This window comes from Planococcus sp. 1R117A, from assembly GCF_051417975.1.
GTDB classification, from domain to species: domain Bacteria; phylum Bacillota; class Bacilli; order Bacillales_A; family Planococcaceae; genus Planococcus; species Planococcus shenhongbingii.
Map to the genome: position 1 here is coordinate 13,137 of NZ_JBPRLO010000003.1, position 19,471 is coordinate 32,607.

16 protein-coding genes, 2 riboswitches and 1 other annotated feature are annotated in these 19,471 nt (G+C 41.2%); of the genes, 1 reads left to right on the plus strand and 15 read right to left on the minus strand.

The genetic code is table 11. The annotated features are described in order from the left end of the window. Nucleotides 1–179: 179 nt before the first annotated feature. The 13 genes from ACSFXN_RS09815 to ACSFXN_RS09875 all read right to left on the minus strand — a co-directional run bounded on the left by ACSFXN_RS09815 (nucleotide 180) and on the right by ACSFXN_RS09875 (nucleotide 14,525). Nucleotides 180–1,388 (minus strand): MFS transporter, encoded by a 1,209-nt coding sequence (locus tag ACSFXN_RS09815; RefSeq protein ID WP_437149932.1) that lies wholly within the window; start codon nucleotides 1,386–1,388, stop codon nucleotides 180–182. A gap of 21 nt (nucleotides 1,389–1,409) precedes the next feature. Beyond that, entirely contained in the window at nucleotides 1,410–1,976 is a 567-nt protein-coding gene (locus tag ACSFXN_RS09820) for a GNAT family N-acetyltransferase (RefSeq protein WP_437149933.1), read from the minus strand. Nucleotides 1,977–2,034: 58 nt separating this feature from the next. Continuing rightward, nucleotides 2,035–2,233, minus strand: a binding site (T-box leader). A gap of 165 nt (nucleotides 2,234–2,398) precedes the next feature. Further along, nucleotides 2,399–2,860, minus strand: coding sequence for a GNAT family N-acetyltransferase (locus ACSFXN_RS09825; RefSeq protein ID WP_437149934.1), 462 nt, complete (start codon nucleotides 2,858–2,860; stop codon nucleotides 2,399–2,401). A gap of 96 nt (nucleotides 2,861–2,956) precedes the next feature. Then, the gene (locus tag ACSFXN_RS09830) at nucleotides 2,957–3,727 is read right to left on the minus strand and encodes an alpha/beta hydrolase (RefSeq protein ID WP_437149935.1); all 771 of its coding nucleotides are present in this window, start codon (nucleotides 3,725–3,727) and stop codon (nucleotides 2,957–2,959) included. 421 nt (nucleotides 3,728–4,148) lie between these two features. Continuing rightward, the gene (locus ACSFXN_RS09835) at nucleotides 4,149–5,765 is read right to left on the minus strand and encodes a BCCT family transporter (RefSeq protein WP_437149936.1); all 1,617 of its coding nucleotides are present in this window, start codon (nucleotides 5,763–5,765) and stop codon (nucleotides 4,149–4,151) included. A 21-nt stretch (nucleotides 5,766–5,786) separates the two neighbouring features. Further along, complete coding sequence (locus tag ACSFXN_RS09840) at nucleotides 5,787–6,905, minus strand: mandelate racemase/muconate lactonizing enzyme family protein (protein WP_437149937.1); 1,119 nt, start codon at nucleotides 6,903–6,905, stop codon at nucleotides 5,787–5,789. A gap of 175 nt (nucleotides 6,906–7,080) precedes the next feature. After that, complete coding sequence (locus tag ACSFXN_RS09845) at nucleotides 7,081–8,223, minus strand: mandelate racemase/muconate lactonizing enzyme family protein (RefSeq protein WP_437149938.1); 1,143 nt, start codon at nucleotides 8,221–8,223, stop codon at nucleotides 7,081–7,083. A gap of 64 nt (nucleotides 8,224–8,287) precedes the next feature. Beyond that, nucleotides 8,288–8,944: a GntR family transcriptional regulator gene (locus tag ACSFXN_RS09850; protein ID WP_437149939.1), complete on the minus strand. Its 657-nt coding sequence runs from the start codon at nucleotides 8,942–8,944 to the stop codon at nucleotides 8,288–8,290. A 664-nt stretch (nucleotides 8,945–9,608) separates the two neighbouring features. Then, entirely contained in the window at nucleotides 9,609–10,712 is a 1,104-nt protein-coding gene (locus tag ACSFXN_RS09855; RefSeq protein WP_437149940.1) for an iron-containing alcohol dehydrogenase family protein, read from the minus strand. 15 nt (nucleotides 10,713–10,727) lie between these two features. Then, complete coding sequence (locus ACSFXN_RS09860; RefSeq protein WP_437149941.1) at nucleotides 10,728–11,546, minus strand: MetQ/NlpA family ABC transporter substrate-binding protein; 819 nt, start codon at nucleotides 11,544–11,546, stop codon at nucleotides 10,728–10,730. 19 nt (nucleotides 11,547–11,565) lie between these two features. After that, nucleotides 11,566–12,237: a methionine ABC transporter permease gene (locus ACSFXN_RS09865; RefSeq protein ID WP_300989327.1), complete on the minus strand. Its 672-nt coding sequence runs from the start codon at nucleotides 12,235–12,237 to the stop codon at nucleotides 11,566–11,568. Beyond that, on the minus strand, nucleotides 12,227–13,240 hold the full coding sequence (locus ACSFXN_RS09870; RefSeq protein WP_437149942.1) for a methionine ABC transporter ATP-binding protein: 1,014 nt from the start codon (nucleotides 13,238–13,240) through the stop codon (nucleotides 12,227–12,229). Before ACSFXN_RS09870 ends, ACSFXN_RS09865 begins: the two co-directional genes overlap by 11 nt. Before the next feature lie 66 nt (nucleotides 13,241–13,306). Then, a riboswitch (SAM riboswitch) is annotated at nucleotides 13,307–13,415 on the minus strand. A gap of 102 nt (nucleotides 13,416–13,517) precedes the next feature. Next, nucleotides 13,518–14,525: a hypothetical protein gene (locus tag ACSFXN_RS09875; RefSeq protein WP_437149943.1), complete on the minus strand. Its 1,008-nt coding sequence runs from the start codon at nucleotides 14,523–14,525 to the stop codon at nucleotides 13,518–13,520. A 680-nt stretch (nucleotides 14,526–15,205) separates the two neighbouring features. Between ACSFXN_RS09875 and ACSFXN_RS09880 the strand changes: the two genes are divergently transcribed. After that, the gene (locus ACSFXN_RS09880) at nucleotides 15,206–15,940 is read left to right on the plus strand and encodes a Bax inhibitor-1/YccA family protein (protein ID WP_300989330.1); all 735 of its coding nucleotides are present in this window, start codon (nucleotides 15,206–15,208) and stop codon (nucleotides 15,938–15,940) included. Nucleotides 15,941–16,134: 194 nt separating this feature from the next. On the opposite strand, the gene ACSFXN_RS09885 is transcribed toward ACSFXN_RS09880, so the two are convergent. Next, the gene (locus tag ACSFXN_RS09885) at nucleotides 16,135–17,097 is read right to left on the minus strand and encodes a PfkB family carbohydrate kinase (RefSeq protein WP_437149944.1); all 963 of its coding nucleotides are present in this window, start codon (nucleotides 17,095–17,097) and stop codon (nucleotides 16,135–16,137) included. A 238-nt stretch (nucleotides 17,098–17,335) separates the two neighbouring features. Then, nucleotides 17,336–18,790, minus strand: coding sequence for a glycoside hydrolase family 32 protein (locus tag ACSFXN_RS09890; RefSeq protein ID WP_437149945.1), 1,455 nt, complete (start codon nucleotides 18,788–18,790; stop codon nucleotides 17,336–17,338). Nucleotides 18,791–19,280: 490 nt separating this feature from the next. Further along, nucleotides 19,281–19,388: riboswitch (TPP riboswitch) on the plus strand. The last annotated feature ends 83 nt before the right edge of the window (nucleotides 19,389–19,471 follow it).

Genomic DNA, 19,471 nt, shown 5'->3' on the forward strand with positions numbered 1-19,471 from the left:
AACCTTATATATGGCAACATTCTTTAAGAATTTCGTACTTCCTGCTTCAGATATTCAACTGTCTTTTATCCGATTAGCTTCTGATAACCTCATGATATGTAAACCTGTCATTTCCCACTCTTGCATTCATGAGAATGATAATGCTTTATCTTTTTAAAAATATACTCCTATGAAAGCTTTTAAGCAGGGCGCTCTGTGATTTTTTTGAACTTTTCTTGTGTAGCTTGTTTAAGGCATAACAGTGCTCCTAATCCAACCGGAATTAACAATGAAATGTAAACGCTATTAGCACCATATGTTGCAATCCAGCCTAAAATCGGTCCGCTAATTACAACCGATCCTTGATTGCATAGCATTCTATAACTTGCCATACGGCCATGATAGGCTTTGTCTGTGGCCATCTGCTGTATCGATTGTATTAAGACCCTAATCCACGTAGTACCTAAACCGATTAAGAAAACACCGATAAAGGCGATGTACGCATTAGCACTGAAACCAACTAAACACAATCCGGCAAATACAACGATCAAGGAATTTGTAGACAAATAATTAAAACTTTTATTCCACCACCACGTTCCTAATATCCCGGCAATTACGCCGCCTAATGAAAGTGTCGCGTCTAAAAATCCATAGACGGTTACCGTTTGACCAAGGTAGTCTTTCGTATAAACGGACAAAAAAGTTATACTTGAATGAAAAACTAGTTGTCCGAGAAACATGGTGCCAAACAAACTAAACAAAAAGGAATTTCTTTTTAAGTAAGTGAAGCCTTCTAGTAGATCCTCTACAACAGATTTTCGTTCACTGTTTTTCTCTTCTTTCTGAAAGAGCTCAGCCTTTGGGATCGAATAAAGAATAACGGTAGCCAATATAAAGGAAACGACTACGATACTCATCGTGAAAAATTCAGAAAATATCCCTATAGCTATACCGCCTAGTGATGCTCCCAGTAACCCTCCCATAATAGCTGCGGATCCGGATTGTGAATAAACTTTCGGCAAGTCATTTGCAGGAAAAATCTCTGCGATAAAAGCTTGTATGGCTGGCCTAAACAATGAACCCATCAATTGGATAATCATTTGGGCTAGAATAATAACCCATGGAGTGAGCACATCAAACCCGATGGCGAATAAAACCAACAGAATGGTCAGGGTACTTATTAGATTTGCAACCACTGATAATGCCTTTCTATCTAACCTGTCTACTATCACTCCGAACCATAAATTCATTAGGAGCTTAGGCAAAAAACCGAGACTCACTAGTAATCCTGTGTAAAATGCATTTTCTGTAAGGCTATATAATATCCAAGTGATTGAAATGAAGTACATGGCTCTTCCAAGCTCTGCTAAAAAGAAGGCACCCCAAATATAATTAAGTTTTCTATTCATCTAATCCTCCCTTTAAACATATTAATGAGAAATAGTAATCCCCTTGTTTCGATCTATATAAGCTAAAAAATCCTCTTTACAAAAAACATTTAAAACACAAGATTGCTTTTCCTTCTTCTCCAATGCCTCGTGTTCTTCCGGAAATACAGATTCTACATGCAAGCGAATGAACGGCAGCTTTTCTTGCGCTTTTTGTGAACGGATGTTTACTACCCTTGCACCAGCAAAGACATAATCCAATCCCAGTTCTTCAAATGCAATCTGTAAAAAAGCAATTTTGGAAGCTTCATTAAATCCTTGTCCCCAATATTCATAGCCAATCCATGTACCTATGTGACAAGATTTCTTTTGATAGTCGATGAACATTAAGTCAGTAAGACCGATCAATTTATCTTCTTCATTTAGAATCACGCGAGGAACCGTTGTTCCTGCCTCCTCTTCTTTCATGACTCTTTGGATAAAGCGTTTTGTATCTTCAACCGTTCCATCTGGTAAACCAAGCGCTTCTTTCACTGGAAGTGCAGAAGAAAGCCTAAAGATTTCTTCACAATATTCTTCTTGATGCTTCACCAACTTAATTCTTTCCATATTAATCCTCCATTCTATTAATTAGTAGTATCCAAATACAAAAAAGCCCTGCTTTAAACAAAGGGACCCTTGGAGGTGGTACCACCCTTATTTAAAGCAAAGCTTTACTCTCTGAATCGATAACGTGATAAACCGCCGTATTTTTCAATACAGTTTATGAAAGGCAGGTTCAATAAACATTCTTTGGATATCTCGCAGCTTTCAATATCCTCTCTGAGAAAGTTGATTCATTTACTAGTCCTTAAAATTTTGAATTTCTTGATATTTACATTTTATACAGATTAAATGAAATTGAAAATTAAGTCAATAATAATCAGTGTGATTGGTCAGTACCTTTGCATTAATACAACTTCTGATAAGTGCTGATATGTAAACTTCGTTCTTCTACTGAGAAGATTTGGTTTAGAAAATAATTAAAAACTTCAAGTTAATTTTTTTAGGAGTTTCACATATTCCCCATATTCATCTTTGCCAAGATATAAAACAGTTGTAAAACCTTTCTTTTCATATAGATGCCTTGCGTTTAAGTTATCTGTATCTACACCGAGTGCTATTTCCTCATATCCCAGTTTTTTGGCATAATCAATTAGATAATCAACCATAATGCCACCTATTCCACGGTTTTGACATTCTTCTTTAACAACCATACGAGACAGATAAATCCGCTTATCTGGGATGGTGTAATCTGGATCGTTGTTTTGAAAAACTAATGAACCTTCTCCTATAAACTTGTTATTCTCTAAATAGATAAAAGTAATTCGGTTTCCATTTACTAATTCGTTATAAAAACCTTCAGTCATCTTCGGATTCTTTTCCATCTCCCAAATATTCCTGCATTTATAGTAATCTTCGATTCGTAGTTTCTTTATTTGATAGGAAGTCATTATTCACCCCGCCCTTGTGATTATTGTTAACCTATTACTTAGAAAATCGGTTGCCCTATTATTGAGTTTTTCAAACAGATTATAAGAGAATATTGTCTATTCTACTGGTACTAAAAAAGATATTATTTTGGGGACTCTTTTTTTAAAGAAAGAATAATTATGTTCCGCATCGTTAATCATATCAAATTTTGTATTTGATATTTTCTCTCTTAGAATTTCATAAATGGAGTTATTTGAAGCCATAAATTCTTTGCTAATTAACTCTTCCCCTAAAGCTTCTCTCGTCCCACAATCTAAGTAGAAACCTTCAATCGCTGATAAATCGGATCTTACTATTAACTTCTCTAGCTCCTCCTGGTTACGGTAAAAAGCAGAAGAAATAGCGGCTACTCTCGTGAAAACGTGCGGATAACGGCACGCAGCAAAAGCAGAAATTAGCCCTCCTAATGAAATTCCCGCCATCGCAGTCCGGTCATTTAATGTAAGGTATTTATTGTCTATGTATGGCTTTAGTTCATTCACGATAAAATCTATGTACTCAGTCCCTTTCCCACCTTCAGAGCTTGAATAACCTAATATTTTTTCACTGTATTCTCCGCTCACCCAAGGACAGTATTCGTTTTTTCGTTCTTCGCTATTTTGGTCTATACCGACGACAATAACTTTCATTTCGGTTTTGTCTAAGTAATCCTCGAGTCTTAAAGATTTGCCCCCAATGGCATCTTTATCACGAAACACATTCTGTCCATCGTGCATATACAATACGGGGTATCTTTTGTTTTCCATGTTGTAATTTTTAGGCAGGTATACTCGAACCAGTCTTTCTTGTTTAAACGGAGTTATATAGACAGGAAATATTTCTAACAAGATAATTCCACCTTCCATTACTGTTATAAAATTTAATATTCATCAATCATCATTAGTGAACAGAGAAGCTCTTACTCTATTAAAAAGAACTAGAAATTACATTACATTAACATTACCAATAATCCCCTTTGTTGGACAGGCCGAGTTGAAACTACGATGAATCATGTACAAAAAAGGGTTCGTAAAAGCACACTTTTTCGCGAACAAAAAGCGTGAAAAGAGATTCTATGGTTAGCCTCTTCTCTCGCTTGTATTCAAGCAGCTTCTGATAAGCCGTCATATGTAACCTGTTTTTTCTTTATGCTTGTTTGCTTTTATAGATGATAAAAAATACCGCCCATAAAAAAAGAGAAGCCACCCTATGAATTCAGCAGCTTCTTCATAAAAAATATTTTATAGGTTTCTTATTTTAACTGATTTTTTAGTCTCCGCTGTTGTTTGTATCATATTGTTCTTTTTCAATCGCGTAAGGTGTAAGACTGCCCAAGCCTACGCTGTTATTTGAGTCATTTTGTTCTTTTTCAATCGCATCTGATGTAAGACTGCCATAATCTTTTGCCATCCATTTTAACCACCCAATAACCATGATAAGCATGATAAATATAATCGGAACACCCGTGATGATGGCGCTGGTTTTGATGGTATTAAGATCTGCCTTAATAAAAATCATTGTTAGTGGAACAACAGCCAGCATAACGCACCAAAATAGTCTATGCATTGGATGCGGGTCTTCGTCTTCTTTTAAGCCGCGAGTTGCGGTTGATGCCATTGTAAATGCTGCCCCATCCAGTGTAGATGCTAGGAAGAGCACTGAAATGAGACAGAACAGCATCATAAAAATCCCACTTAACGGCAGTGTTCGCAGGATTTCCACAATTGCAGGATTATCACTGCCTGCAGCTAGCAACCCCACCATATCTACCAAGCCGTTTACTTGTCTGTCAACTGAGAGACTGGATATGACACCAAAGAAGAAAAAGCAACCAGCACTGCCACTTACTAACGTATTAACAATAACCGATCGAATGGTTCTGCCTTTTGACACTTTCGCAATAAAGATGCCTGTAAATGGAGCATAGGTGATCCAGTATAGCCAATAGAAAATTGTCCATGATTCTGGGAAGCCTGACTTTCCAATAGGATCTGTAAAAAGGCTCATTTGAACAAAATTCTGCAACATTAATCCTAAGGCATTTGTGCTGTTTGATATAATAAAAATAGTAGGACCTAATATGAGTATGCCAATACAAAATATTATGGCAAGTTTTATCGTCCAGTTTGAAAGCGTGGCCATTCCTTTTTTTAATCCGATATAAGAACTAAGGGAATAGATGATGGAAATGAAGAGAATCAAGAATATATTCATCGAGAATGAAGGTGTTATCCCTATAACTTCACTAAGGACATGTGATACCAGAGGAACAGATACACCGAGAGTAATACTTAATCCACCGAAACAGATGAAGATAAACATAACATCGATGATTCTTCCAATTATCCCGTTCTGTTTTAAGCCTGTAATAGAACTAATGACCGCACTTAAACTTAATCCTTTATTTTTTCTAACGTACAGGTGATAGCATACAGGCAAACCAACTAATGCATATAACGTCCACGCGCTAAAGCCCCAGTGGAACATGGTGTATGGCACAGCCATTTCAAATGCGCGCTGTGAATTTGCTTCGATTCCAAGACCGGGAGTGCCAATGTAATACGCCCATTCAATAAATGCCCAATAGACAGTAGCTGAACCTAATCCACATGCGATCATCATGGATACCCATTTGAAGGTCGTGTATTCCGGTGCTGCATTTCCAAGTCTTATCTTACCGAACTTACTAAATGCAACAAATATCAGTAACAAAAAACCTAAGAATGTAAATAATAATGTTCCAGACCCAAACCAATTTGTCATTGTTGAGAATATGTTGTTTGCTATCTCTTGTGATGCTTCCGGTTTAAAATATAGAAAACCAACAACGGTTAGCACGACCGCTAGACTTATAGAAATAAGCAATTTGTCAATCCCTCTATCCATATACCCTACCCCCTAATAGATTCACTCGATCCTGTATTTTTTAATCATTTCTTCGTCTAATTCAATTCCCAGCCCGATACTTTCCGGTACTCGTACATAACCGTTTTCAAAAGGAAGAAGATTTTTCACAAGACCTTTGAACAATGGGCTATTGCTTTGTGAATATTCCATTAGATCTCCGTCTGTCGTTGCGGCTAAGAACTGAACAGTCGCAGCCAGCAAAATGCCTGTACTAAAACCATGAGGCACGAGTTTCGTTCCATTCAATACAGCCAGGTCATATATCTTTCGCATTTCACTAATGCCTCCACACCGAGTAATGTCAGGCTGGATAATATCAGGGGTAGCGTATTGAAGGAAATCATTGAATTCATAATGCGTAGTCAATGACTCCCCTCCCGCAACTTTTGCATTCGTGATTCCGGTTAATTTTTGATAACTCTTCATATTGTCAGCGAGAACAGGCTCTTCAATCCAGTTCAGGTTAAACTCCTGCAACCTATGAAACATATTTGCCGCTCGACCAAAAGTACCCCATTTGGTTGCCAAGTCTATCTGTAATTCAAAGTCATCCCCCAGTTCTTCGCGTACAGCTTTTACAATTTCGTAATCGGTGTCATCATCATCCCCCAAAATTCCACCGCCAAATTTTAAACTTCTAAAGCCCTGATCTTTTAGGTTTTTAGCTATTATCTTATTTTCCCTTGCGCTGTCTGCTGGAATAAACGTTCCGTAAGCCTTAATTTTGTCGCGGTATTTCCCTCCCAGCAGTGTGTAAATGGGAACTTGGTAATGTTGTGAAGCGATATCCCATAAAGCAATATCAATGGCACTTATCGCATGGATTCCCGCCCCGCGCCTTCCTAAGTAATTTGAACCCCAATACATTTTGTCCCATAATCTTTGAATTTCTAATGGGTTCTCCCCAATAAGCAAGCGTTTTAATCCCTGGCTATAAAGATTTGAAGAAGGGGCCTCGATGATTGCTTTTACTACGCTTGGGGAAGAGTCACTTTCTCCGATTCCAACAAGTCCGGTATTTGTCATGACTTTGACAATTACCGCATCTTCCCCCCACTCACATTCCTGATCCATTGGGGGAACTCTCAACGTGATAACTTCAATATCTGTAATTTTCATTTTAAATCGCCCTTTTCAGCATCAGCTATATTTGCTAATTGCGTTTATAGTCCGTATTTTTAAAACCCTCTAACACAAATGAAACAACATAGTTGCTCGTTTTGCTATAATAGGGATAGACAGATTCTCTTAGAAATGTATGGTGGCTGCCGTCATTTTTTTAAGAGGCTCTGTTTTATTTATTTAATGAAGCCTGTAAATCAAATGACATTTTATGCACGGCCGATGTTTCTATCAAATCCCAGTCCATATCAATACCAAGGCCATTCCCTTCAGGTGCATGAACATATCCATGTTTATCTGTTCTTATTGTATTCAATGCGGCGAATTCTAATGGTTCAATTGGAGTCGCCTGCTCAAAATATAAACAATTTGGAAAAGCAAGCATCATGTGTAAATTCGCTGCTTGCGATAACGTATAACCATATGATTGCAGTTCTACAGTCATCGAATTGGCCTCAGCAAGCCCCATGATTTTTCTTGTTTGGGTTATACCGCCGGCGAGAGTGGTATCCACCCTGACTCTTGACCAACACCCTTTTTGGATTCCTTGTTCAATTTGATTTAAATGCAGCAGTGTATTTCCTGCAGGGAGGATGGGAATTTGAACTTTTGTCCGGAGCTCCGCATATCCATCTAAATCTGTGTCGGGTAATGGTGCTTCAAACCAAGCGTAACCAAATTCCTCTAACACTTTTGCAACTTTTAATGCTTCAGTCCTTGTATACGCACTTTCTACATCCAACATAAAGGTAAGGCCAGAATCTTTAAAAACGTCATGGATCGCTTCAACTAAGGCCAAATCCTGTTCAGGCTTGCACCATGTATGAAACTTGATAGCCCGGTAACCTTGATTTATTAGTTCATGAACATGCTGTATATAGTCTTCAATGCTCGGTAAGAACGGAGTGCTGGCATAGGAAAGAATCTTGCTCCGTGCCCCGCCTAGAAATTGATATAAAGGCATATTGGCATATTTCGCCGCAAGATCCCATAAAGCAATGTCTAGGGGGGATTGTGCAAGGGGGGTCAAATGCACACACCGGCTCACCAATAACTTATAAATTTCTTCTCTATGCAAAGCCGACTTTCCCAATAAAAAGGGGACCAGATGCCGAATGGCTTCAGCTAAACTGAGATCAATCCCACCCTCAGTCCATGACATGGCACTGCCGATACCTTCGTACCCGTCTTTCGTTCGGATTCTTATAATAGTATTTGTAATGGTAAGATCACCGAAAAGTGATGAGGTCTTATACAATGCATCAGGCCCACTAACGACGTAAACATCGATGTTCGAAATCTCTAACTTTGACACCTTCTCTCCTCCTCTGTTATTTCTTTTGTTTACCTTTCTGCTTATACACCACCCCTTTCGATTGTCAATCAAGAAATTTTACATCCGGAATGTTTGTTTCATAGATATGTTTTTCCAATTCTTCTACAGCTATTTCCAGCGAATCCTCTTTTAACAAGCTTTCAGCTAACGCTTCATGTTCGACTAACCACTTTTGTAATGAAACTGATTTGCTGTTTTGATACAGAAAATGCAAGCGAATGCGGCGAACTAGGCTTTCCCAAATCCGGATGACATTGTCTAATTCTGAAGCAGTAACAATTAACTCATGAAATTGAATATCCAATTCAATGAAACTTGGCAAATCTTCAAATATGACTGCCTGTTTCATTTTCTTAAGAATATCCTTAAATTGTTCTTTCGTTTTCTCATCCCATAAGTGACGGCCTTTTTTTAATGCATAGGTTTCAATTTTGATTCTCATTGGAATGAGCAGCTCGATCACTTCTTCTTTTGATATTGTTGCTACGCGGGTTTCTTTATATGGGGATGAAATCAATAACCCCTCTAATTCCAGCAGCAGCATAGCTTCTCTTACTGAGGTTCGACTTACACCCAAGTCTTGTGAGATCTGTGACTCTGTAATTTTTTCTCCCTGGGTAAGTTTACCTTCAAATATTAACTTACGTAGTTCTTGTGCAATTCTCTCCTTTAGTGAAGACTTCGCTAAATTATTCATCATTTTTATTCGCCCTCTCATTATCCACATTGTCTAATTGTCGACAATCTAATGTTAATACGATTATAAATAGTGAATTCTGAAATGTAAACCCTTACAGAAAATTTAAATATTGAGACACTTTAAAAATCTACACATCGAATAGCGCCATCCCTCTTTCACTGACAAAGTTTGGCATCTGTTTGTATAATATTTTGCCAGGAATTTTGTTTTATCATATGGAACCTTTTGATTTTCTATTCAATAAACGGCGGTGCACATCATAAAGCATTAAATTATAAATCTAATTCTGTAATCTATGTATCTCGTCCAATTCCTTGTCTCAAGACAAAAGATGTTTCAAATAGAAAAGTAAATAGAAAATGACCGACTTCCTTCTCCTACAAACGGAGCATAAGATAATCTTCTTTCAGCCTTCTGTATAAAGAGGAGTGGTTGAATAATAGAATGTTAAAATAGATAAAGTTTTTTTAAAAAAACCGTTCGTAAAAGTACAGGTTTCCGAACGCTCTAAAAAAGGCTGAAAAACAACAAAAAAACGTTCGTAAAAGTGCCAAAACACTTTACGAACGTTCACTAATTTTCATCGGCATTTACGAACGGTATTAACAATGATTTTTGAGTTGCGGTTTATGTTTTCAACAACATAAACTCTCTAAGCTAGACTTTAAGTTAAACCCTCATTCTTGCTTTGTGCATTTACGGTTTCTTCGATTCTCGTCATTACCGCAGCAACTTCATCTGCCTGAATCGGATCTTCCCTCAACACATGAATCGTTTCGGTTTGTCGCGTTGACTGTACCGCGATTTCTTCAATCCACTGGCTTGGAATCCCAACTTCTTTCAATGAAGCAGGCAGGCCGACTTTTTTATAGAATACTTTCAAGCGCTCCGCTTCATCTGTTTTCCCTTCGAGCAGCAGTTGCACCAATACACCGTAAGCCACTTTGTCGCCGTGCAGCGCCTGATGGGATTCAGGCGCGATGGTCATAGCGTTGTGGATGGCATGGGCACCTGCGACGCGGCCGAATTTTTCACCGAAGCCGCCGACCATGCCCCCAAGCATGATAATGGTTTCGGCCACTTTGATGAAGGCGTCCGATAATTCCCCTTGTTTGGCGTCAGCAATGGCCGCTTCTGCATTCTCGAACATTTCGTCGCCACATAATCTGGCGGTGTAGTGGGCGATTTTCAAGGCAATCGGCGGGTCCTCAAAACGGCTGATTTGAACGTCTGCTTCGTACCATTTGGCAACGGTGTCACCAATTCCGGCGATCAGCATCGGGACCGGCGCGGCGATCAGCACTCTTGGTTCGACCAATAACAAATCGACGCTTCCCGGAAAAATGGTGTAATGGGTCATCGTCCCTTCATCCGTATAAATGACACTAAGCGGTGTCCACGGCGCACAGTTTGATGCCAATGTTGGAATCAGCACCGAAGGGATGCCGTTGTCATTGGCAACAGCTTTTGCGATATCAAGCACTTTGCCGCCGCCGGCTCCGATAATGGCATCGGCTCCCAGAGATTTTGCGATTTCGGCAACACGGGCGATTTCAGGGAGAGAACATTCCCCCCGGTAGATTTCAAAAGCCACTTCGACTTTTTCGAGTTCTGGAAAATAGGGTTTCAGCGCTTTCCAGGATTTGGTGCCGGTCAAAATCAGCGCTTTCCTGATGTTTCTGTCAATCAGTTTATCTTCAAGGCCATTGAGCACCCCGACATTACAGACATATTCAGCCGGGGCTCCTTTTACAACAATATCTTCCACAATAATCTCCCTTTCTTAGCGGTTTGCCATCCATTCCGGCTTGCCGAATCCTTCAAAATCAGAATCGATCAATGCTTCAAATTCCGGTGATTCTACGATTTCCACCAGATCTTTTGAAAGCTGCGTGTCTTTGTTTTCGGTTTTAACTGCTACCAAGTTGCGGTATCGGTCCGGCATGTTTTCAAGAACCAATGCCTCTAGCAAGTCCATATCAGCCGCTAATGCGAAGTTCCCTGGAACAGCTGCCAAGTCTGAGCTTTCAACTGCACGCGGCAATCCACCGGCTTCGATCGGCTGGAACACCAGATTTTTCGTGTTTGTTTCGATGTCTTTTTCTGAAACTGTCAGTTCCTCTGCATCGGGGTTCAAAGTGATCAAGCCGTGATCCTGCAGTATTAAGAATGTCCGGGCAGCGTTGACCGGATCGTTCGGGATGGCGATGGTCGAACCATCTTTAATTTCTTCGATTGAGTCATATTTATTGGAATAAATACCCATTGGAGCCGTCGGCACTGTAATCAATCCGGTCAAATCCATGCCGTTTTCTTTCGAAAAGTTTTCCAGGTAAACCGAGTGCTGGAATAAGTTAGCGTCCAGATCCCCGGTGTCCAAAGCGTTATTCGGCTGGATGTAATCACTGAATTCAACGATTTCTACTGTATAGCCTTTTTCTTCAAGAGCCGGTTTGAATGCTTGGGTCAGCATATCGCTGTATGGGCCGGCTGTGCCGCCAAGTTTGATGGACTTGCTGTCGGCGCTGGATTCTTCGCCGCCGCAAGCAGCGAGCAATGTCAGTAGTACGAGCAGGATAGCTGGCAATAAGAATTTTTTCATGTGAGGTTCTCTCCCTTATTTATCGTTTGTCTACTGCTTTAGAAGTCCAGTCTCCCAATTGCTGAAGGATTTGGACAAGAACAATCAAGATGACGACGGTGACGATCATGATGGTGTTGTCATAGCGGTAATAGCCGAAGCGGATCGCCAAGTCGCCGATGCCGCCGCCTCCGACCACTCCAGCCATCGCAGAGTAAGCGACGAGTGAAATGATGGTGATGGTAATCCCTTGGATGATGCCGGCTTTCGCTTCCGGCAGCAGCACATCTTTGATGATCATCCATGGCGTGGCGCCGACAGCAACCGCTGCTTCGATGACGCCTTTATCGATTTCACGCAGTGACGTCTCGACGATACGGGCGAAAAATGGAATCGCGGCAACCGACAGCGATACGCTCGCTGCTGCTGGGCCGATTGTGGAATCGACCAACAGTTTTGTAAGTGGAATCAAAGCGACAAGCAAGATGATAAACGGAATCGACCGGATCATATTGACGGCAAACCCTAACACGGATTTGATGAAACGGTTTTGCAAAAACAAGCCTTTGTCAGTAACAAACAATACGATGCCGAGCGGCAAGCCGATGACGATCGCAATAGCGAGAGACACGCCGATCATATATAAAGTTTCGCCGAACGCTTTCGAGATGTCCGGCCACAATTCCATCATATGCTGAAAATCAAATCCCATTTGCAATCACCTCCACATTTGCTCCCCGGCCTTCCATATAAGTGATGGCCCGGTGAATGTTATCGGCCCTGCCTTGTATTTCCATCAAGAACAAGCCAAGAGGCTTTTCCTGTATATATTCGATTGAGCCATGGAGAAAATTCCCTTTGACGTCAAAGTTCTGAACCGTATCGGTGATGACGCCTTCTCCGGCGACCGCTCCCTTGAACTGCACTTTGATGACACGTCCCGTACAAGCTGCAAGGATCGGCTGCGGCACATCGAACGATACGACCGATGAGATAAATTCCTTGGTCAGTTCCGCTTTCGGAGCTGAGAACAAATCGTAGACTTCTCCTTCTTCGATGACACGGCCGTCTTGCATCACTGCCATGCGGTCGCAGATTTCTTTCACGACATTCATTTCATGGGTGATTAACACGATGGTGATGTTCAGCTCCCGGTTGATTTTTTTCAGCAGCCGCAAAATCGATAAGGTTGTATTTGGGTCGAGGGCGGATGTGGCTTCATCGCACAGCAGAACGGACGGGTTATTTGCTAATGCCCGGGCAATGCCGACACGCTGCTTTTGGCCGCCGCTCAACTGTGCCGGATAGACGTCTTTCTTATCGGTCAAGCCGACCATGTTGAGCAGTTCGTCGACGCGTTTCGCTATTTGCCCTTTTGGCAACTTGGCCGCTTTCAATGCAAAAGCGATATTTTCAGCCACGGTCTTTTGGCTGATCAAGTAAAAATGCTGAAAGATCATACCGATTTTCAGCCTGGCTTGCCGCAGCTTTTCACCTTTCAGTTTGGCCAAATCCAAGCCGTCAACTTTAATTTCGCCGCTTGTCGGGCGCTCCAGCAAGTTCATGCAGCGAAGCAAGGAGCTTTTCCCAGCCCCTGAGTAGCCGACGATCCCGAACACCTCGCCTTCGTTGATTGTCAGCGTGACGTTATCGACTCCAGTAACCATTCCTTTTTTCGTTTGATAGCCTTTTGAAAGATTCGTGATGCTGATCATGGTGTCCCTCCTTTTTTGCCAATAAAAAATGCCTCTTTCATAAAGAAAGAGGCACCGAATGGATTAGGCTTATCTCTCAGAATGAAATCATTCTGCAGGAATTAGCACCTTCTCAGATCGCTCTGTAGGTTGCTGGACGTCATAGGGCCTGTCCCTCGGTCTCTCTTGATAATGTTCCATATGCAATTGTGTTTAATATGTTTCTAATAGTATTAAAGATTGTGACTACTGTCAAACCTTTATTAATAAAATTCAACCATCGGCTTCAATCTGGCTGCTAGAGGGACAGTTCCTCATCCACTCGGTCGATTACCACGAATGGCGACGAACCGTCAAAATAATACCCGGATTTCTCATCTTCCGCCACTTTTATCGACGCTGGAATTTCCATTTCAGCCATGATTCGCTTCACTTCTGCAACCACTAATGAAAATGTTTTTTCCGGAACGCCTGTGATGACATGCGTAAACAGGAAGTAGTCTTTCAGCGACCATGGAGTTGCCGCTTCACCGCGGCGGGTTTTCACCAATAGATAGCGCAGTACATTGGCTTGGACAGGTGACAGCTGTTCCGAAATGCCATTGTAGGTCAAGAGAGCGCCAAATTTATTGAATTTCAGTGAAATGACATCCTTCATCTGCTGCTCGCCGCTTTCTTCTTCCGAGCAAAGCACAGCACCGAAAGGCGTCACGATTCGGTAAGCGTGGCTCTTCAGCATGCCGTCGTTGTAGCAAAGCTGCGTCGGCAACGATGTATAGCTGGTGGAAATTATGTCGCTCGAAGGCACTTCACCTTGGATGGCGGTATGCAGAGCACTATTCGTCAAATACAGGACGGCGCGGCTGATTTGTTCAGCGTTCAGCAAAAAGCGCTTGTCGGTATAAAAAGTCTGGCTGCTCAGTGCCTGCTGGAGGTACATCACCGCTTCGCTATGGATACCTGAACGGTAAGCCAAAAAGCCGAGGCGATAAGCCGCAATCGGATTTTGGGAATCGTAAGAAAGAACTTTTTTCAGAACCTTTTCCGTATCCTCATAGATGGTTAGATGATCCGTGTACGTGTGCATGCCATAGCGCAATAAGTAGGATACTAACTTTTTCTTGATGTAGCTATAATAAGCGCGATAATCTTCATCGTCTTGCACCAGCGCCTCTAATTGGCTGTGCATGGCATCGTACACTTCTATCTTGGAATAGCTTAAACCGCCGAGCTTGGTTTCGCCAAGGCCCAGCAGTTCTTGCTCTAATTCTTCTAGTTCTTCTAAACTGATTCCCTGAAAGCGCATGGTGTTCCTCCCGAATAAATACTGAACAACTTGAAACTTGATGTATTTCATGTATTTTTGATATATATTTGTTTTGACGAAAAATAAAATAAGATATATTTTACATTTATATTAAACTTGCATCGTTTTTCATGATACCAATGCTTGAAAAGATACACAATAGGGCAAAAGATAATTTTATTGTAAAAGAATTATTAAGATGATCATTTATAGAGGTATATGAACCTATAAAAAGCATATCGTTTTAAAGCCTTATACCCTCCGTTCATTAATCACTGCAACTTTTCCAGTCCGCTGTTCACTGCCCAGACATCCTGCCATAATTTTCTGCTGAAAAGCCTTTTTTGATGTAATTTATTAGGCTCTGGAGAGAAAGTTAGTTCCAGTATACGGATTTACTTTCCTTTCGGGCGAAAATACTTTCCTTTCAATCTCGTTTACTATCTTTCCCTGCTAGAATACTTTCTGTTCCCCTTCTTTTTCTTCAAACCATTTCCGTTTCGCCGCATAAGCAAAAAAATGTGCGCTTCATTACATTTCAGTGAAACTTTCCGCTTGCCCGAAACGTAGTACAAGTTGAAGCATTTTCAAAGAATTGAACTTATATTTAACTGATTTCGTCCATTTGGAATGTAGGGAGATAATTGAAGCTGCTTCAACTATTAAAAGAGGTGAGACAATTGAGAAGTGGAAACCCGAGTTTAAATGATGAGTCGTTCAAAAAATTCGATGGGGCTGTAGCAGGCAAGCAAATGACCATCCAAGGCACTGTGAATAAGACATTAATTCTAATGCTTTTATTGCTGGCTACGTCCGTCTATTCCTGGAATCAGTTCCTCAGCAATCCAAACAGCGCAATGCCGTTAATCCTGGTGGGAGCCATCGGCGGACTGATTGTAGCTTTAATCACGATTTTTGTACCGAAAGTGTCGCCTTTCACAGCGCCGCTTTATGCGTTGTTGGAAGGGTTGTTTCTTGGTGCGGTATCGGCGCAGTACGAAGTCCAATACGGCGGTATCGTCTTCCAGGCGGTCCTTCTGACGATCGGTGTGCTGCTGAGTTTGCTGCTCGCTTATAAGTCGGGCTTTATCAAAGTCACCCAGAATTTCAGGATGGGTGTCGTGGCCGCTACTGGCGCCATCTTCATCGTTTACCTGATTTCGTTTATCGGCAGTTTTTTCGGTTTTCAAATTCCTTACCTGCATGAATCATCGCCTATAGGCATTGCAATTTCTGTTGTCATTGTCATTATCGCCGCTCTCAATCTGGTGCTGGACTTCGACTTTATTGAAAATGCATCCGAAAGACGTGTCCCGAAATATTTTGAATGGTACGGCGCTTTCGGTTTGCTGGTGACATTGGTTTGGTTGTATCTTGAAATTCTCCGGTTATTGTCTAAGCTGCGCAATCGCTGATCAGGAAAACGTCCTTCGGGGCGTTTTTTTGTTGCCTTAAACTTACACTGCAGAAAACCGGATTTATCATATCAGTGACTGTTTGCGTAGTCCGCTTACTTTCCAGATAAAAATACAAAAACCGCAATCCGGAACATTGCGGTTTTTTAAGGCGATATTAAATTCCGGCTCGCACAGCGGCTATTTTCGGCTGTTCACTTTCTTCCATCAATCAATTCATTCACATCGTTTAAGTGAGGAATTGCAGGAATCGCACCTTTTTTAGTCGTTCCCAAAGCCGCAGCCGCGTTAGCAAATAAAATCATTTCTTCAACGTCTTCTGCTTGAACTAAATCCCAAGAGATCTCTTTCTTGATAAATTGATGCAAAAAAGCTCCCAAAAATATGTCTCCTGCTCCCGTGGTATCAATAGTATTTACTTGGAATCCATTTACATGCCCTGTATCTTTGCCAAATCGATAAAAACAGCCTTTCGAACCTAAAGTGATTAAGGCAATTTTCAGACCGAATTTCTCAAACAAAAATTGTGACCCTACTTCAAGATCACGAATGTCCGTAATAAATTCCAATTCTTCTTCAGATATTTTCAGAATATCCGCATACTGCAGGCCTTCAATGATCGTTTCTTTTGCGTGGCTTAAACTTTCCCAAAGCGCCGGGCGCAGATTAGGATCATAAGAAATTAAAACATCTTTCTCTTGTGCCGCTTTTACTGCTTTTAATGTTGCCGTTTTTGCCGGTTCATGTGTCATCGAAAGAGAACCAAAATGAAAGATCTTCGCACTTTGAACCATTACAATATCGACTTCTTGTTCATTCAGCATGATGTCTGCTCCAGGGGAACGGTAAAATTGGAAAGAGCGATCGCCGTCTTCCTTCAGATGAACAAACGCCAATGTCGTATTTACATCTTCTGAATAAACTAAGCCTTGCGTATCGATTTTGCCTTTTTGTAGTGTATGCCCTAAAAAAGAGCCGAATTGGTCAGTCCCCACCTTCCCTATAAATGCAGTCCTCGCATTGAATTTAGCTAGCGTTGCTAGAACATTAGCAGGTGCTCCACCAGGGTTCGTTTCAAACAAGGTATTTCCATTTGCAGATTTTCCGGCTGGTGTAAAATCAATCAAAAGTTCACCAAGTGCGACTACGTCAAACATATGAAATTCCCCCTTTTGTGTAACCTGCCTATACGGTTAGTGGACCAAGTAATCCAAAACTGAAACGAGCTGAAGAAGCCTCTTTAGGCAGACACGGCTTCCACTTTTTCTTCTGGTATTATAAAAAATATGGAGCAAAGCCACCGGCCGAAGTAACTTTGGCCAATAGCTCTGCACCTAGTTTGAAGAACTCGATAATGCAATAGCTTTAATCTTTGCGCCTTTATCTTGGAATGATTCAAAGCTCTTTCGGATTCCGCAAATTCCACTTTTCAAGAGTTACATCCACCTGCCCATCTGCTGTAAGGGAAACATCTACATCATGTGCTTCAGCAAAAAATCGCGCCGTAAACACTTCCTCTCCTCCATTGACAAATAGTTCTATAGAGCTTGTGTCCAGGAAGAAATGAAGGTCCTCAAGTTTGTCCAAGAAGCAGCTTCGGCTTTCGACTTTGCCATCGATGAACCGCTTTCTCTCTAACGTCAAACGCTTCATATGTTGCACATAGATGATTGACAGGTTTTTACGGATCTCGATCTTTACGGTGTCGGCAAGATTTTGGTGGAAATGAATTTTGATTTCACTTACTATCCCCGCCAGTTCTGGCAAAGTCTTTGTTTCATTTTCGATGCTTGCTTGGCATTGGAATCCTTTAGCTTCTCGCAACTTTTGGAGTTCTTGCACCGGCTTTTGAATAATCCGGTTGTTTCTCAGCTCTATTTCCCGAGGAATCGTCAATGCATGCACCCAACCTTTTTCAATTGTTGGTTGATGGGGTTCCTGTTCGTCTGTTATTCCCATCCAGCCAAGCATGATCCTTCTTCCATGATTATCTTGAAATGTTTGTGGGGCATAGAAATCAAACCCCCGATCAAGTTCAATAAATTCACTATGTGGAAACTCGGTTGTTCCGACTTTCCATTTCCCAACAAAATATCCTGACTGAAACTCATTGTGATAAAAGGTTTCTTTTGCTTCCAACCCTTGAGGTGAAACGATCAAGATATCTTTTCCATCAAGTTCAAAGAAATCCGGACACTCCCACATATAGCCAAAATTCACTAATCCATTAAGCCGATTCCCGGCTAATATTCCTTTGAGCTCCCATTCCTTCAAATCTGTTGAAGCAAACAGCACCACGGCACCTTCTTGAAAAAATGTTTGGGCACCCACAACCATGTACCAGACACCATCTCGTTTCCATACTTTCGGGTCTCGGAAATGGGACGTGTATCCTTCTGGCAGTAAAATAACAGGACCCTTTTTCTCGAAATCAAAACCGTTATGGGAAACGGCCATACATTGATAGGTTTCAAGCATGCCGTTTTCGTGTTCAACGTTTCCACTGTAAAATAGCACCATATCTCCATCCACTTCAACAGCACTTCCAGAAAAACAGCCGTCTCTTTCATACCATTCACTCGGAACGAGGGATGGCAGGTGTTCTTGCCAATAGACGAGATCTTGAGATGTACAATGGCCCCAACATTTAGGTCCATGTACGGTCCCAAACGGATGCCATTGAAAGAATACATGATAACTTCCTTTATACCGGATGAGTCCATTTGGGTCGTTCAACAAACCCACCGCGGGCATTAAGTGGAATTGCAGCCGGTGCGGATCAGTGTTGTTGTTTTGTTGATAAGTTTCTAATGTATGAGTTAATCTTTCAAACCAGTCTATAGTATTCATGACAAACTCCCATTTTTTGTGATTTTTCTAACTAGCCTTCCCCTAAGCCATTAAGCGTTAGTTTCCACGGAGTTTACATTCCCAGCTTCTATCTTTGAAATCCCCCATAGCCGTATGGACAAGTAAATGCCACCTCTTCAGTTTTTGAATTTTTTATCTTTTCTTCCTCGTCCATAGGATTTAATCAGTTAAATTTCCACCTTCATAAGCTGCTTCCTGCATACTAATTCCCCCTTAAAATTTATTATTTATCTTTTCTAATAATACGGCAAAATGATGTAAAAGTTTCATGAATATTAAAAAAATATTACATTTTCTTTAGCTTTGTGACTATATAGTTACAATATTTTAGTATTTCTAAATTTTCAGTATAAATCTAAAAATGGCCTGATTGCAAAAACCAAAATCTAAATCCCCTTTACATTCCCCACCCCTTCCGCTACACTAGGCCCATCGGGACAAATCCCGGGCACAAAAAACTGTATACCGTTTTCTGCACTGGGGGTGCCCGATTTTCGGCTGAGATGCAAGCGCAAGCTTCGATCCCTTATGACTCGATCCAGATAATACTGGCGTGAGGAAGTGCGGTGACTATCCGCAATTAGATCTTTCTGAATTTATTTGCATGGAATAGTGGCTGCATCTTCACGGGTGCAGCCTTTTTTTGTGCAAATTTTTAGG

Bases quoted from the DNA above. Each gene is read 5' to 3' on its own strand.
- ACSFXN_RS09840 (WP_437149937.1), bottom strand. From the start codon at position 6,905: ATGAAAATTACAGATATTGAAGTTATCACGTTGAGAGTTCCCCCAATG.
- ACSFXN_RS09860 (WP_437149941.1), bottom strand. From the start codon at position 11,546: ATGAAAAAATTCTTATTGCCAGCTATCCTGCTCGTACTACTGACATTG.
- ACSFXN_RS09875 (WP_437149943.1), bottom strand. From the start codon at position 14,525: ATGCGCTTTCAGGGAATCAGTTTAGAAGAACTAGAAGAATTAGAGCAA.
- ACSFXN_RS09835 (WP_437149936.1), bottom strand. From the start codon at position 5,765: ATGGATAGAGGGATTGACAAATTGCTTATTTCTATAAGTCTAGCGGTC.
- ACSFXN_RS09820 (WP_437149933.1), bottom strand. From the start codon at position 1,976: ATGGAAAGAATTAAGTTGGTGAAGCATCAAGAAGAATATTGTGAAGAA.
- ACSFXN_RS09890 (WP_437149945.1), bottom strand. From the start codon at position 18,790: ATGAATACTATAGACTGGTTTGAAAGATTAACTCATACATTAGAAACT.
- ACSFXN_RS09815 (WP_437149932.1), bottom strand. From the start codon at position 1,388: ATGAATAGAAAACTTAATTATATTTGGGGTGCCTTCTTTTTAGCAGAG.
- ACSFXN_RS09850 (WP_437149939.1), bottom strand. From the start codon at position 8,944: ATGATGAATAATTTAGCGAAGTCTTCACTAAAGGAGAGAATTGCACAA.
- ACSFXN_RS09865 (WP_300989327.1), bottom strand. From the start codon at position 12,237: ATGGGATTTGATTTTCAGCATATGATGGAATTGTGGCCGGACATCTCG.
- ACSFXN_RS09870 (WP_437149942.1), bottom strand. From the start codon at position 13,240: ATGATCAGCATCACGAATCTTTCAAAAGGCTATCAAACGAAAAAAGGA.
- ACSFXN_RS09825 (WP_437149934.1), bottom strand. From the start codon at position 2,860: ATGACTTCCTATCAAATAAAGAAACTACGAATCGAAGATTACTATAAA.
- ACSFXN_RS09885 (WP_437149944.1), bottom strand. From the start codon at position 17,097: ATGTTTGACGTAGTCGCACTTGGTGAACTTTTGATTGATTTTACACCA.